This window comes from Faecalibacterium taiwanense, assembly GCF_036632915.2.
Taxonomy (GTDB): domain Bacteria; phylum Bacillota; class Clostridia; order Oscillospirales; family Ruminococcaceae; genus Faecalibacterium; species Faecalibacterium taiwanense.
In genome coordinates this window covers 880559-895450 of the sequence record NZ_CP155552.1, presented here as the reverse complement: position 1 = coordinate 895450, position 14892 = coordinate 880559, and the positions used below count along the sequence as shown (strand labels likewise).

Annotated in this window: 15 protein-coding genes and 3 pseudogenes; 6 read left to right on the top strand and 12 right to left on the bottom strand. The window is 46.3% G+C overall.

The features are described 5' to 3' along the window. Window positions 1-96 precede the first annotated feature (96 nt). From PXT33_RS04455 to PXT33_RS04430, 6 genes and pseudogenes are all read left to right on the top strand, one after another. Window positions 97-1361 (top strand): annotated as a pseudogene (locus PXT33_RS04455) (plasmid recombination protein). Window positions 1362-1481: 120 nt separating this feature from the next. Continuing rightward, a complete protein-coding gene (locus tag PXT33_RS04450; protein WP_002570986.1) occupies window positions 1482-1670 on the top strand; it encodes a transposon-encoded TnpW family protein in 189 nt (62 codons plus the stop codon). Window position 1671: 1 nt separating this feature from the next. Further along, window positions 1672-3336, top strand: a pseudogene (locus PXT33_RS04445) (helicase-related protein); the annotation flags it as partial. After that, window positions 3336-3668 carry a plasmid mobilization protein gene (locus PXT33_RS04440; RefSeq protein WP_002578947.1) on the top strand — a complete coding sequence of 111 codons (333 nt, stop codon included), beginning with the start codon at window positions 3336-3338 and terminating at the stop codon, window positions 3666-3668. The pseudogene PXT33_RS04445 and the gene PXT33_RS04440, both read left to right, overlap by 1 nt. A gap of 116 nt (window positions 3669-3784) precedes the next feature. Next, window positions 3785-4069, top strand: coding sequence for a hypothetical protein (locus PXT33_RS04435; RefSeq protein ID WP_002578946.1), 285 nt, complete (start codon window positions 3785-3787; stop codon window positions 4067-4069). A gap of 62 nt (window positions 4070-4131) precedes the next feature. Continuing rightward, entirely contained in the window at window positions 4132-5544 is a 1413-nt protein-coding gene (locus tag PXT33_RS04430; protein WP_002578945.1) for a relaxase/mobilization nuclease domain-containing protein, read from the top strand. Between the two features lie 278 nt (window positions 5545-5822). Here PXT33_RS04430 and PXT33_RS04425 read toward each other — a convergent pair whose 3' ends face one another. The 12 genes and pseudogenes from PXT33_RS04425 to PXT33_RS04370 form a co-directional block, all read right to left on the bottom strand. Then, entirely contained in the window at window positions 5823-6692 is an 870-nt protein-coding gene (locus PXT33_RS04425) for a zinc metalloprotease HtpX (protein ID WP_002588966.1), read from the bottom strand. Between the two features lie 48 nt (window positions 6693-6740). After that, window positions 6741-7004, bottom strand: coding sequence for a DUF1292 domain-containing protein (locus tag PXT33_RS04420; protein ID WP_002304397.1), 264 nt, complete (start codon window positions 7002-7004; stop codon window positions 6741-6743). Between the two features lie 16 nt (window positions 7005-7020). Next, the gene (locus tag PXT33_RS04415) at window positions 7021-7275 is read right to left on the bottom strand and encodes a hypothetical protein (RefSeq protein ID WP_002588965.1); all 255 of its coding nucleotides are present in this window, start codon (window positions 7273-7275) and stop codon (window positions 7021-7023) included. Window positions 7276-7284: 9 nt separating this feature from the next. Next, entirely contained in the window at window positions 7285-8325 is a 1041-nt protein-coding gene (locus PXT33_RS04410) for a hypothetical protein (protein ID WP_002304399.1), read from the bottom strand. A 19-nt stretch (window positions 8326-8344) separates the two neighbouring features. Then, on the bottom strand, window positions 8345-9214 hold the full coding sequence (locus PXT33_RS04405) for a hypothetical protein (RefSeq protein WP_002578944.1): 870 nt from the start codon (window positions 9212-9214) through the stop codon (window positions 8345-8347). Between the two features lie 567 nt (window positions 9215-9781). Next, on the bottom strand, window positions 9782-10126 hold the full coding sequence (locus PXT33_RS04400; protein ID WP_009896530.1) for a recombinase family protein: 345 nt from the start codon (window positions 10124-10126) through the stop codon (window positions 9782-9784). Window positions 10127-10140: 14 nt separating this feature from the next. Continuing rightward, window positions 10141-11304 carry a DUF4368 domain-containing protein gene (locus PXT33_RS04395; protein ID WP_347070481.1) on the bottom strand — a complete coding sequence of 388 codons (1164 nt, stop codon included), beginning with the start codon at window positions 11302-11304 and terminating at the stop codon, window positions 10141-10143. 149 nt (window positions 11305-11453) lie between these two features. Continuing rightward, window positions 11454-11768 (bottom strand): annotated as a pseudogene (locus tag PXT33_RS04390) (recombinase family protein); the annotation flags it as partial. Between the two features lie 163 nt (window positions 11769-11931). Further along, window positions 11932-12078 carry a hypothetical protein gene (locus PXT33_RS04385; RefSeq protein WP_009896533.1) on the bottom strand — a complete coding sequence of 49 codons (147 nt, stop codon included), beginning with the start codon at window positions 12076-12078 and terminating at the stop codon, window positions 11932-11934. Between the two features lie 133 nt (window positions 12079-12211). After that, entirely contained in the window at window positions 12212-12412 is a 201-nt protein-coding gene (locus tag PXT33_RS04380; protein WP_009896535.1) for a hypothetical protein, read from the bottom strand. Window positions 12413-12743: 331 nt separating this feature from the next. Next, complete coding sequence (locus PXT33_RS04375; RefSeq protein ID WP_009896537.1) at window positions 12744-13166, bottom strand: RNA polymerase sigma factor; 423 nt, start codon at window positions 13164-13166, stop codon at window positions 12744-12746. A gap of 394 nt (window positions 13167-13560) precedes the next feature. Further along, window positions 13561-14811, bottom strand: coding sequence for a Cfr family 23S rRNA (adenine(2503)-C(8))-methyltransferase (locus tag PXT33_RS04370; RefSeq protein WP_002578771.1), 1251 nt, complete (start codon window positions 14809-14811; stop codon window positions 13561-13563). Window positions 14812-14892 lie beyond the last annotated feature (81 nt).

Below are 14892 nucleotides of genomic sequence, written 5' to 3'. Positions count from 1 at the left end.
ATCTTTGCAGACGAAGTCTGAAAGTGTCATAGTGGGTTACACACATTCAAAGAATGTTGTGTAATGGCTTCGCCCTGCCGAGAAAGGAGAGCAAAAATGGCGAAAAACAACAAGGCGGATATGAGTTGCGCAAGGGTAAAAAAGTACACCGCTTCTGATGTGAGCAAGGCAGAAAGGCACAACGAACGCAAGAATGAAACCTATGAAAATATGAATGTGATTGAGGAACGCATACCTTATAATGTGCATTTCAAAAGCCTTTTGCTCCGACCTATATGGAGCAATTAAAGCAGATGGAAGCTGACGGTATGGTGTCGCTTCGTGGGTTAAGAAAAGACGCAACGCTCTTTAACGAGATTGTGATTGATGTGAATACAATGTATTTTGAGCGTAACGGTGGGTATGAGTATGCAAAGCAGTTTTATGAAGAAACCTATCATTTCATCGAGGAAAAATTCGGTGCTGACAATATTATATCGGCTGTAATGCACGCTGACGAAATCAATGTGGCTGCTACTGAGGAACTCGGAAAAGAGGTTTACCATTATCATCTGCACGCTATGGTTTTGCCTGTGGTCGAAAAAGAAATCTTGTGGAGTAAGCGTTGCAAAGATGAAAAACTACGAGGAACAGTTAAGGAGGTAGTCAATCAGATAAGCCATTCAAAGAAGTGGAAATCGGATATTCCACTGACCGATGAAAAAGGTAATCCGCTATTGCGAAAGAACGGAAAACCGATGTTCCGAGCTTCATACAGTATTCTGCAAGATGAATTGTTTAACCATATGACGGAGCAAGGCTTCAAAGGCTTTCAGCGTGGCGAATACGGAAGTACAGCAGAACACCTGACTTCCCTGCAATATCAAATCAAGCAGGACAAGGAACGCTTGGAGAAGTTGCAGAAGCGTATTCAGCGTGAACAGATAAAATATGAGCCTGCCCGTAATGTTTCCAAAACCTATAACGAGATTGACCGTATGGGGCAGAAAACAATCACAGGTAAAATGGCAATCTCAAAAGAGGATTATTCCCAACTGACTGCCCTTGCCAAAGAGGGCATTACAAGTCGTGCGGAAATCAGCGAATTAGAACAGAGTGCCAACTATTACCGACAGAAATATTTTGACTGTGCAAACGCACTCGAAAGAATGAAAACTAAATACAACGAACTGAAAGAAAAGTGCAGACCTTTTCTTCAAGCGTTGGAGCATTTCCCAGAAGTTTCTAAACTTTTTACCGAAAAAGTGAAGCAACTTTTTTCTTTTAAGGAAGCACAGGAACGAGCCGAAAAAGAAGCAAGGGAAAAAGAAAGACAAGAGCGTATCAAGGCACGAAGAAATAAGCGTGATATGGAAAGATAATCACTTCGACTACACTCCCGACTTAATGACTTCTTGGACTGTTGGAAATGTATTTTCGGGCAGTAATCGGGACACTTGGCAAACGAGTGTCCCATATTTTTTGAAAGGAAGTGAAACGATATGGAAAACAAAAATTCAAGTTATTCGGTGCAAATTGGAAAGACCACTTTTATTGTGTGCGTGAAGCAGTCGGAAACCGCTAAAAAGCCGATAGAAAAGGTATTTAAGGATATATGCAGACACGAGGTTCAAGAAGATTTCTTTTCAGCCGGTTTGTTAAGTTTAGAAAAATTAAAGAAATCATCTTGACAAATTCGTTCCCGAGGGAACCGGCTATCGTGCCAGAACCCGATTTGCGAAGTTCTTCAACCTGCCTGAACTGATGAATATGTTCAAGGAGGTTGCCGACATCAAGACCTCTGACCAGTTGCATCTCCCTGTTCCCGAAGCAAAGTTTGAAACGGTTGTGGTTCAGCCCTCTGAGTACCAGAAGGATATGGTGGCTTCCCTTTCAGAGAGAGCAGCAGATGTTCATGCCGGTATTGTAGACCCGTCCGTCGATAATATGCTCAAGATTACCAGCGACGGACGAAAATTGGGACTGGATCAGCGGCTAATGAACACCCTGTTACCCGATGACCCTGACAGCAAGCTCAATGCCTGCGTGGGAAATATCCTGCGTATCTGGCAGGACGGTCAGGCTGACAAATTGACCCAGTTGGTGTTCTGCGACCTTAGCACACCGAAAAATGATGGAACCTTCAATGTCTATGATGATGTCAAAACCAAGCTGATTGCAAACGGTGTGCCTGCGGAAGAAGTTGCCTTTATCCATGATGCAGATACCGAGGCAAAGAAAAAAGACCTCTTTGCCAAGGTTCGTACCGGGCAGGTGCGAGTGCTTCTTGGCAGTACGCAAAAGATGGGTGCAGGAACCAACGTCCAGGACAAATTGGTGGCAGTTCACCACTTGGATGTGGGTTGGCGTCCGTCTGATATGACCCAGAGAAACGGTCGTATCATCCGTCAGGGCAACCGGAACAAAGAGGTTCAGGTGTATCAGTATGTGACCGAGGGAACCTTCGATGCCTACCTGTATCAGACCTTGGAAAACAAGCAGAAGTTTATTTCTCAGATTATGACCTCCAAATCACCGGTTCGCTCCTGTGACGATGTGGATGAGCAGGCGCTGTCCTATGCGGAGATCAAGGCGCTGTGTGCCGGCAATCCGCTTATCAAGGAAAAGATGGACTTGGACATTGATGTGGCAAGGCTGAAGGTGCTGAAAGCTGACCACCAGAGCCAGCAGTACCGTATGGAAGATAAGCTTCTGAAATACTTCCCGGCTGAGATTGAAAAGCAGACAGGCTATATTCATGGCTTTGAAGCTGATATTAAAACCGTGGAAGCACACCCGCAGATTGCCGATGGCTTTTGCGGCATGGAAATCATGGGCAAAGCCTACACCGAAAAGGCAGATGCCGGTGAAATCCTCCTTGCGGCTTGTAAGGACACGAAAAGTGCCGATCCGGTTCCTCTTGGCAGTTACCGTGGCTTTCAGATGGAGCTTTCGTTTGACAGTTTCCGGAACGAGTTCGATGTGACCCTGAAGGGCGCTGTGAGCCACAGAGTAGCCCTTGGAACGGACGCACGAGGAAATATCACCCGACTGGACAATGCCCTTGCAGGCATCCTTGAGCGCTTAGAACGAGCCAATGAGCAGTTGAATAATCTCTACAATCAGCAGGAAGCAGCCAAGGCGGAGGTTGGAAAACCGTTCCCGCAGGAAGCAGAGCTGACAGCCAAAAGTCAGCGACTGGCAGAACTGGATGCAGCCCTGAATATGGAGGACTCTGTGGAAAATCGTGACGAAAGAAGCGAGTCAGAGCGTCCTTCTGTGTTGGCTGATCTGAAATCCAAAGCGGAGCATATCCCGCCTGCAAAATACTCTGAAACCCGTGAGGAGGTGTTGTAATGGCAAAGCGAGATCAGGATGTTCATTTCCTTGCATCCAAGGAGGAGGTCGAGCGAATCCATGAGAAGATGGACGAGCTTGGCATCCGCAGCATGGGAGCCTATCTGCGGAAAATGGCTCTGGATGGTTACTGTATCAGACTGGATTTGCAGGATGTGAAAGCCCTGGTTTCGCTCCTGCGAATCTGCTCCAACAACCTGAACCAGTACGCAAAGCGAGCGAACGAAACAGGCAGCATCTATCGTGCTGACATTGAGGATTTGCAAAAACGGCTGGAGGAGATCTGGACGGACATGAGAGAAGTTCTTGTTCGCCTGTCCTCAATCCAGTAATCCGACAACTTGTTGGGAAGTCGCAGTTTCGGCTGCGGCTTTTACATAAGGGTTGACATCATTGCGTTATGGCAGATACCCTTGTACAATATAATTAAAAGAAAGGGGTTGAGCCTATGAAGCTGGTATTGAAGATATTGGCACTGCCGGTGCTGTTCGTTGTAAAAGTGATTTGCATTCTTGGAAATCTGCTTACAAATGTTGTGTCCTATGTAATTGGTTTATTGCTCTTGGTCATTGGCGGATCTGCGATTTACTGCATTGTAAAGGCTTTGTGGCAGTCCCTGCTTATTCTTGTGGTTCTTGGAATTGCGACAATAGCAGCGGTGTTCTTGCTCGTCTGGGCTGTTATGAAAGTCGAGAATATTGGAGAAAGTCTGGGAGCATTTATCAGGTCATAAGATAATATCAGAGAAAAGTCACCGACCGGTGGCTTTTTCTTTTTGGGAAGGAAGTGATGGGAATGGCAGCGACAAGATTGATTGCACTCCATGTGAATAAGGGAAAGACGGTCGCTCAATGTTTGGCAGACAGAACCGACTACTCACAAAATGCCGCAAAAACCAATGATGGCGAATTTATCAGTTCCTATGAGTGTGATCCAAAGACAGCAGATGAGGAATTTCTGCTTTCCAAACGGCAGTATCAGCATATTACCGGCAGACAGCAGAAGAACAATATCATCGCATACCAGATACGCCAGTCCTTTAAGCCGGGAGAAATCACCCCGGAAGAAGCGAACCAAGTCGGCTATGAAACAGCGATGCGATGGACAAAGGGAAAACACGCTTTCATCGTTGCGACCCACATCGACAAATCCCACATTCACAATCATATCATTTATAATTCGACCTCGCTGGATGCCACACGGAAATTCAAAAACTTCTTTCTTTCCGGTCTGGCGGTGCAAAGACTCAGTGATATGGTTTGCCTGGAACACGGGCTGTCCATTATTACACCGAAGCCGTATCGGGAGCGCCAGAAAAGAACTGTTTATCCCAAGAAGCGTACCCAGCGTGACGAATTATGTGATGCGATTGATGCGGTGCTGAAGCAGAAACCAAAGAGCTTTGATGGCTTTGTTCAGGCTCTGGCTGACATGGGATTTGAGTTCAAGGATGGAAAGCAGCCTGCGTTCAAGGGCGAGAATCAGAAGCGTTTCATTCGGCTGCGTTCCCTGGGCGAAGGATATAGCAAAGAGGAAATTCAAGCGGTTATCTCCGGCAAGAACCTGCACAAATCAAAAGGCGGCTCTGCCAAGGCTCCTGCCCCGAAGCAGTTCCAGATGCTGATTGATATTCAGGCAAAGATGGCCGAGGGCAAGACGGTCGGTTATGAAAAGTGGGCGAAGAAGTTCAACCGAAAAGAAGCTGCCCGAACGGTAATCCTACTGAAAGAAAAAGGCTTGGGCAACTACGACGATCTGACTGCTCATATTGAAAATCTGTCTGCCCGGTTCGATGCGCTTTCTGATTCTATCAAGGTCGCAGAGAAACGTATGGTTGAGGTTCAGGCGTTGCAGCAGCACATCAAAAATTATCGCAACACAAGGCAAATTTATATCGAGTACCGCAAGTCTGGATATAGCAAAAAATTCTTTGAAGAACACCGTCAGGAAATCACAATTCATAAAGCGGCGAAGCAAGCCTTTGATGAATTGCAGATTACAAAGCTCCCGTCCATGCAATCATTGTATGAGGAGTTTCATCAGCTGGCAGTCCAGAAAAAGCAGGACTACGCTGAGTACCGTCAGATCAGAAAAGAGAAAGAAGAACTGCTGATTGCCAAACGGACGGTTGAAACGATTTTGAATATCGACAGGCAGAAAGAGCAGGAAAAAGAGAAAGAGAAAGAGGAAAAGAAGAACTTCCGTTAAAGCAAAAAGCCACGGTCTGCACTCCCCAAAGGGTGCGGATCGTGGCTGCTTTTTTGCTTTTCGATTTCGGTGCTTTCAACCATGGGCAAATTTTTATTCTACTGTTCTTTGAGAAACGATTGAAAATCGTGTAGCCATCATCGGCAGATGATGTTCAAAGGGGATTGGGGATGCTTCCCCAACAAGCAAATTTGCGAAGATTGCACCGAAGGGAAAATCGAGAAAATGAGTGAACCTGTACAGGTTTACACTGCTTGCCAATTTGTGAGATTATGAATTTAGTATCGAGAATAGGGTACACCTAAATTTTGCAATGCTGCAACCCTATCATCGTTGCATGGATGAGTTGAGTATATTGCACTGAGAAAACCATCATGCGGAACATCTGAGATATGTTGGTCTAATACCGTCGCTAATTCAAGACCAAAACCAATTTTATAAGCAAATTCATCAGCCAGATACTCATTTTGTCTCATAGACCACATCAGAAAAAGCATACAGAACTTTACCCATAACCAAGAAAGTGCTGTTGATATTCCTGCGAAAACTGCGGTAATTATACCCATTACACCACTACGAGAGCATATTGCGAACAGCCCCATGATTGCAGAAAAAATCCAGTAGGATATTTTGATTAACAGGAGGCACCCGGATATAAATATATTGCCCCCGCCAATCAATAATTGGATAACAGTATGTCCGTATGAGAGATGTCCGATCTCATGGGCGAGAATTCCAAGTATCATATCATCGGAGAGTAAAAGCAATCCGTCAGTTATGCATAGTGTTTGCCTACCTAGAGCAAATGCATTTGGAGCAGGATCATGGATAATCTTCACTTTCACTTTTTTAGGACAGTATGATGTGTTCTCTTTTGCTTTATCTAAAACATATTGAACCAGCGGGACAACTCGAAGTTTTATATCTACTCTTTTTATATCGCTTGCTCCTGCGAAGGCAGCCAGGCACATTTCGCCTAATGGGGATAAGCTGATAGCTACTGTGAAAAAGTAAATACAAATCAGTTCAACAATGCTTCCTGACGAACCGAACACAGCAACAATCAGCAGAATATTAAGAGTAAAGAACAGAAGAGTTCCTAAGTTTGAGAAGCGAACAATTCTGCCTACACGATGCCAAATATCCATAATGCACCCCCTTTTATCGTGTTGTTGGTTTGAGCTTGCATTGTTTAATTACTCAAATGTAAAGAAATCTTTGTTTCGCTCTTTGAACAGAGCAAAGACAGTCTCTAACACAAATTCGTTTTCAACACCAACATATTCTTCTGTTTCATCGTCAATTTCTTTCAGCTGCAAAATAACAACTTGCCCATCCGAATCTCCAATAGGAAGCAGGACAACATATTCGTTCTGGCGATACGGTATTAAGTCAAGAAATTCAAATTCAACTTCGTTCCCATTCTCATCATTCAAAGTTATAATGTTGTCTTCATCCATGTCGTCGTTCCTTTTCTTAATATAAATAATTATCGTTGATAATGATGCCTAATAGTTCAAAGAGATTATCCTTTTTGGAAAGAATGCATTTTTTCATGGCTTGTTTAATTTGTTCCGTTGAAATGCTATCAGGCAACATTTCCCTTGGGACACCATGACCGAATTGCCGAAAATACTGTTCTTCGATTTCATAATACTCATTATCAATTTTCGGTTCAGGTGTATTAAGGAAGCTATTCATAAAATCTGCAACGCTCTTGTTTTTGTCCATTGTATGCACCTACCTTTCTCTGCTCAAGACCCTAACATGATTATCTGGTCTAATAGAATCAATCATTGAAGAAAAAATACCAAACGCTGTAGGAAAGAAATTTGCTAATAGCTCTAATTTGCCTTGGTCTCCCATAGACGCTTCAAAAAAGTGGGCAAAGGCTTCTGCTTGTAGATTGCCCGGTCTCGTCCAATAGTTCCTTGAGTGACCATAATTTCCGTGCAATTGACCATTTGTTGTCGCATCAATTAAGTCCGAGAAGGAGTGAGCTGAATCCTGCCTAATACGGGTCAGAAAAGCAGTTTGCTTTTCCACTGGAAGATTGTTATATAAGCTCAGGATTCTTTGTCCGTCCTCAACCAGTGCCTCAGCAAATTCTGGAGTATTGGATAGATTGCTCCGATAGTTGCACGAAGCATGGTCGATCATGTGAGCAAGCTCGTGGAAATAAGTTGTTCCTGCACCTCTTGGATTTGTCATATCAGAAGCTGCATTGTAGTAGACTCCTCGTGAATGCCCTATATAATTTCCCGGTGAGTAATGTGCTGTCTGATCCGGTGGATATTCAGAATCTTGTATCATCAGTTTACCAGCGAAATGGTCAAACACTTCTCTGACATTCTGCTCTGCATTTTCATGGCGTTGTGATATAACAGCGATATATCCGTCTGGTGTGCTACCTTGGGTTAGCACGCCAAGGCAATACTGATAAGACGAATTACCAACATTAGGTGTTTGCAGACCCTGGAGGAAAGAATTTCGTGCAGAAGGAGTGTCCAAATTAACATTATCATATTCTTGTACACTTTTGGCAAGTGAAGCAACGTATTTTTCGGCCTGAAGCATAATCTGTAAAATATCATTCAGGGCTTTGTTGCAATCTTTTACGATAGTTCCCAGCTCATCGTACTTCTTGTCATTCCATCCAATTCCCAATTGCTGATATTTCATCTTCACAGAACTTCTTGTAGTTTCGATAGAAGAAATGGAGGTCCGCATATTTTTCAGTATTGTCAGTAATTGAGTTGCATCAGCATTTACGTTGCTCAAACACTCACCTCCTCATTTGTTAATCATTTCGAGTGTAGCTACCTGTTACTAAAACCGGGATATATGTATCAAGCGATTGAGCTGCAAGTGTTCGATGTCGCCCATCACTCTGAAATACATAATAAGAACCTACCTGCGCAACCTGGACAGGATTATTGTAATAGCTACGAATGGTATCATCTAACACTGGGTTTTGTGAAAGCTCATCCAAAGACATTCCTGACTCAGTATTTTGACGAACATCTTGGATGTGCGAAGCTCGCCTTAGAATGTTTTCTCTCGACCATCCCTCTCGACCATTCCGTGTCCAAAATCCTTCCGGGTTCCCAAGTTCTCGGTCACTGAGATAAACTCCTTCAATATCCCTTGCTCTAACGTATACGAGTTCTGGATTTTCATTTCGAGAAAAGGTATAGTTCCCGTTCTCCCAATAATCTCGATATTCTTCATAGTGATTTCCACGGGAAAAATATCGTTCAGCTGATAGTCTGTCTTGAACAAATGCAAGATTAGAACCAAAGGTATTTGACTCAAAGGTGGTTGTATCTGCACTTGATGGTGTAACAGCAAAACTACTGGTCTGAGGTGTGCTTGCAGATATTCCATTTGTAGATCCTAGTTGAACACTTTCGTATTCACTAAGGCTCTTGGCGAGTAAAGCCACATATTTTTCTGCTTGAAGCATAATTACCAATATGTCATTGAGAGCCTTGTTGCAGTCTCTTACAACCACGCCCAACTCGTTGTATTTTTTATCTTGCCATCCAGCACCTAACTGTTCATATTTCATCTTTACAGATTTTTTGGTAGTTTCGATGGAGGAAATGGAATCCTGCATTTTTTTCAGCATTGCGAATAGCTGAACGGAGTCAGCATTTACCATACTCATTTCATCACCTCCTGGCAGCGGATTTTGTGAAGTGCAAAGCGGCGATGTGTCAGGAAAGTCTGACACATCACTGCTTCGGCAAGATTTAATTTAGAGAGGAAAGAAATTGTTCCAACTCAGCAGCGGTCGGTGCAATGTACGGTTTCATCTGGTAAGTATCCTTAACACCGTCTGTGAAGTATACGCTCCTTTCTTTTTTCGTTTTGTTGGTTCATTTTCGCCAGTGTGTTCGTGTCGTTTGCTGTGACGAGAACGCAACATAGACACAAAGAAAACACAAGGGCGAGCTTGCTCGTTTATATACCCTTGTGTTTTCGACTGGATATGTTAAGGTAACAAACAGTAAATGACACGTTACAGACTGCAAAATGTACCAACTGAAAAAGAAAGAATACCGTTGTGTGCTTTATTTCTCGATCAGCTTTTCAAACATGAGGAAAGGTTTTTATAAAAAAAATAATATTTCTTTTAATTTTTTCATTTTACTGCACCACCTTTGTTTGAACTTTCAAATCAATCGCCTCTGTATAATGTTTCCACATTTCAGCATAACGTCCATTTTTATGCTCAAAAATGGATCACGCCTTTTTCGCTGAACAAGCAGCGTTCTTTGATACAAAGGAGCTTGACCTTGTGCCGGGTGAGCTGGTCGATATAGCTTTGGGTCATCCCCCATTCCCGGCCTATCCGGGTCAGACTATGGACTAACACCACATCCACCTCGCCAGCGAGAACGGCCTGTGTGACCTTTCCCATGCCCGGACGGTCAAGGGTCAACCCGCTGCCGTATTCGTCCGCAGCGCCGATAATGGTATATCCCGCCCGCTTTGCGTAAAGCTGGAGCAAGAACCGCTGGTGTTCCAATGCAAAGGTATCGTCACGGGCCACACGGCAGTAAATGAAAACTCTCATATCCCACACCACCTTTACACCGCCGGGGCGTAGCTTAATGCTACGCCTTTTCTCGTTTCCAGCAGGATGTCCCGCTCGGGGATTTTGCGGCGATCCGGCACCTCAAAGGCCCCGATACAGTTGTAGTGGATCGTCACCCGCTGGTTGGTTACACCGTCCTCCTTGACCGCAGGATAGACCTCGATGTGGTCAATCAGCTCGGCTACCATTCGTTTGGTGATCTTGGCGGCGTTGGTGTAGTGGCGTACCGTTTCCAAGAAGTCATCTACATCCATCCGCTTTTCTTCCAGCTTTTTCACTTCCAGCCGCAGGGCCTTGATGCGTCCGGCGTTCTCGCCCTGCTCCTGCTCATAGCGCTTTGCCATTTTCGCAAACCGGGCATCGTCGATCTTGCCGGAAACATTGTCCTCATACAGCCGCTCAAAGAGTGTGTCCAACTCCCGGTCACGGGCCAGCAGCCCATCCAGCTCCCGCTTTTTGCGTACCCGCTCATTTTCGGCTACCTTTGCCGAGCGGCCCACCATCGCTTTGATAAAGTCGTTTTCGTACTCGTTGGCGAAACAGGCCAGCCGATGCACCTCGTAGAGAACGACCTGCTCCAAGAAGTCCAGCCGAATATAGTGGGTGGACGAGCATTTACGCAGCCCCGAATTATGGTTTTGGCAACTGAAAAACTTGATGTCGTGGTTGTTCTGATTAAAGTGGAAGTTCAGATTGCCGCCGCACTCGGGACACTTCATCACGCCGGAAAAGGCGCTTGGCTCTTGGGTGACGGTGGGGCGCTTGCGCCGGGTTCCGGCCTTCAGCGCCTGTACCTTTTCCCAAGTGGGCCGATCAATAATAGCCTCGTGAACATTGAGGAAGATCGCCCGGTTTTCCTCCGGGTTTTCGATCCGGCGCTTCATCTTGTAGGATTTGGAGTAGCTTTTGAAGTTGATGACATCGCCGCAATACTCCTGCGTGGTAAGGATTTTCTTGATCGTGGTATGGCCCCACTTGGTAGGCTCCAAGGTACTTTTGGAACCGCCCCGGCTTGTACCCTTGCTGCGCCAGTAGTAGGTGGGGTTGACGATACCATCAGCGCCGAGAGCGGCGGCAGTTTCGGCCAGCCCGTACCCTCCAGCGCCATGCGGTAGATACGGCGCACCACATCGGCGGCCACGGGATCGACCACCCAAAACCGGGGATCGTCCGGGTTTTTGATATAGCCATAGGGCGGTGGGGACAGCGGAATCCCGGCGTTGCCTTTCATCTTATTGACGATCCGGCGCTTCTTGGAGATGTCCTTGGCGTAGTACTCATTCATTATGTTTTTGAACGGGGTGAAGTCATCCTCGCCCTCGTCGCTGTCCACGCCATCGGACACGGCCACCAGCCGCACATCATGAAGCGGGAAAAACTCCTCGGTGAGCTTACCCACCTCAATGTAGTTGCGGCCCAGCCGGGACAGGTCTTTGACGAACACCGCCGAGATATACCCGGCCTCGATTGCGGCGATCATTTTCTGAAAGCCGGGGCGCTTCATGGTGGTGCCGGTGATACCGTCATCCACGAAAAAGATGGTGTCCGTATAGCCCTTGTCCTTGGCGGCTTTTTGCAGTATCTTTTTCTGATTGCTGATGCTGTTGGACTCGTTGTCCATATTATCATCACGGCTCAGTCGGCAGTAAAGGGCGGCTGTGCCGAGGGCGGTTTTCTTGCTTGACTGTTTCAAAATATCCTCCTTCCAGCAGTCAAACAAGAGGTTTTATCCTATTTATATTATACCTCCGTTGACCGCCCGTGTTAAGGATGTGGATGAAAAGTTAAGCTGGCTCCAAATCAGCCAACATCAGTTTCAAGAGAATGTCACGCATAGACTCGCCTTTGTCCTTGTAGACGGGCGTGACAATAAATTGGATTTTTCCGACTTGATAAGTGTATTCCTCCTTGGTTGGTACGGGAACTTCCATGTGGGCCTCCTTTCGGCGCAGCGAGAAACAATGACCGACAGTTCCCCTTGTCCCGTGGGGAAACGCAGAAAGGCGGCACCTCGGCGGTGCCGCCCTCTTGCCTTGCTCCACCTTGGGACAGGTTGTCCCAAGGTCAATAGGGGCCGTTCTCAAAGTGCTGCTGGGCCTCCTCCAGCCCGCAGAAGTCAAAAACCTCGTGGAGTTCTGCCACCACACGCCGGATGTCCGTGGGAGAAAAGCCACAGTTTTCCATAGCGTAGATGACATAGCCCCGGCAGGCATTGTTGTTCCACGGCCGGGCCAGCATAGCCGCCAATACAGGATCGCAACTCATAATAGGTTTTCCTCCTTGATAAAGATTTTGGGAGCGCCACGCTCATTTCCTTGGCCCGTCATAAGACAGCGATACTCGACATGACGCTCCCGCTGGGGTGCGGCGGCCGGTCGGGACAGGCGGCCAGCCTGTCCACGCCGGATCGTGGCCGTGGGGGTGGCGATGCCCCACTTGCGGTGTTGGTATGGATCGCTCGTCCTCCCGTGGGAGAAGTCACAGCGTACCCACCGCTCGGCTCCCCGGCAAAGCCGGGAGCCGCCGCTATTCAGTTGTCGAGAGGATCAATCCTCTCTATATACCAAGGACAGCAAACACATCAATTCGGACTGGCTTACAGAGTGTCTTTAAGATGTTTTTTCATCTGCTTCAAACCACGCTCTACGGAACGCCGCACAGCACTTTCATTTACGCCCTCGGCCTTGGCAACCTCGCAATAGCTCTTGCCGAGGATAACACAGGCATCCACTCGGCGGCCTTGGATCTCCGGCAGGGTGTTGAGAGCGTTCCAGAGAGTGCAGAACTGATCCATGCGTTCCAACAGCTCCTGCGGGGTCGGCTCGTGCAGACAGGCAGAGTATTCGATCCCATCATTGCAATCGAGGGAATACTGCGCTTTGTTGCGGACGATCCGCCGCTGGTGGGCAGCCTCGTACAGCTTGTCCGCCCGCAGTTCGGCGGCCACTTCATCGGAAACTTCGATATATTCATCGTGGGTGTACCACGGGTAAAACTCTTTCAAATTGATGATAGCCATTATATTTTCCTCCGTTCAGATAGCTGGGTGGATGGCGTTCTGAACGGAGAGGGGCGGGGATCGACAGCCGGGGCTGCCAGCTTTGGGACAACTTGTCCCAAGGTAAGAATATATAAAAACGCCCGCACAGCATGACGCTATGCGGACGCACGAGTTTTTATTTACATATATGTACTGGAATATTTCATGTTCATGATCGGACGATCCCGGAGGGAGAACTACGCTTTTTTTAGCAGGTGAAAATCACGGGTAGTGTGAAAAAGCAAAATGAACACGACGATCCCTCCATGGAAACCGCCGTGTTCCTCCTAAAGTCATCGTATAAGGCGGTAACTTTGATTGATACCCGCCCCAAAAACAAAAGAGCCGATAACTCGCACCCAAGGGCTACGGATTATCGGCTCTGCGTCTGTGCGTCTGGCTCTTTGATAATAGATATATGAAATTGTTTGACACAGATAAGCATTTCACTTTTGCATTTGGGACAAAAGAGTGGGAAATTGTCAAGTATCGTGTCCTTTCGGATTTTAAGTCGTGTTTTGCTCTTGCACACAGGACACAAGAGCCATTCAAAAGACTGTTCTTGTATAGCGGACATTGTTCTCTCTCCTTGTTTTTGATCGTCACGGTAGGCCCCCGCCAACTGGCCACAAGCAGCGTTAATATCGGAGCCAAATTGCGTTCGGATATTGACGCTAATTCCTGCATTATGAATGATACGGCAAAAGGCCTTTATTCGTGTGTGGCTTGAGGGCACCATAGTTTCCGTAACTGTCGTTTGATTGTATGGGATTAAATCTAAATGGTATAGTGGCAAATACTTTTTGTGTTTGAATAACAACTTGGTAAGTTGCTCTGCGTGTCTGTCGCTGTCATTGACATCCTTTAGCATGATGTATGCCAAAAACACCTTGCGATTTGTTTGCCGAATGTGCTGATCTAATGTATCCAGTACCTGACCAAGGGGGTATGTTTTAGTTATTGGCATGAGCGTTTCCCTCAGACGGTCAGTAGGTGCGTGGAGGGAATAGGCCAGATTGACTTGCGGATATTCTCTTGTCAATTTTTGAATACCCGGCACGATACCGATAGTCGAAATGGTGATGCGTCGCTGGGACAGCCCGAACAGTTCCGGGGCGGTCAGATCATGCAGGGCTTCAAAAACTTGTGGATTAGCGAACGGCTCTCCCATTCCCATAAAAGAGATACTGTTGATACTGCATCCTTGTTGCATAAAATATAGGATTTGGTCGGTAATTTCATCCACAGTCAAGTTTCTGCGTAATCCCAAAGTCCCTGTTGCGCAAAACTTACAACCGAAGCCGCAACCGCTTTGAGATGAAATGCAAAAGGAGTTCCAGCCCTCTTTATAAAACAGACCCACCGTTTCCACACGGTTTCCGTCCGACAGTTCAAACAGCACCTTGTCAGTTTGCATTGATTTCTCATGATGGATCGCCTTGATCTCCACAACAGTTTCACCAAACTGCTCCACCAACTTTTCGCGCAGCGTTTTTGGAAGCAACTTCATATCTTCAAAACGCATAATTCCTTGTAGGAACACAGCATCAAGCAGTTGCTTATAACGATACTCAGGTAAGCGCATATCCGCTATGAGCTGTTTCATTTTTTTATACTTGGACATAATTATATTTTCTCCTTCTTATTTAATCGCAATCTTTCCTGTCTTGGTTCACCTCGTCCATAATGCGATAAAGTTTCTCGA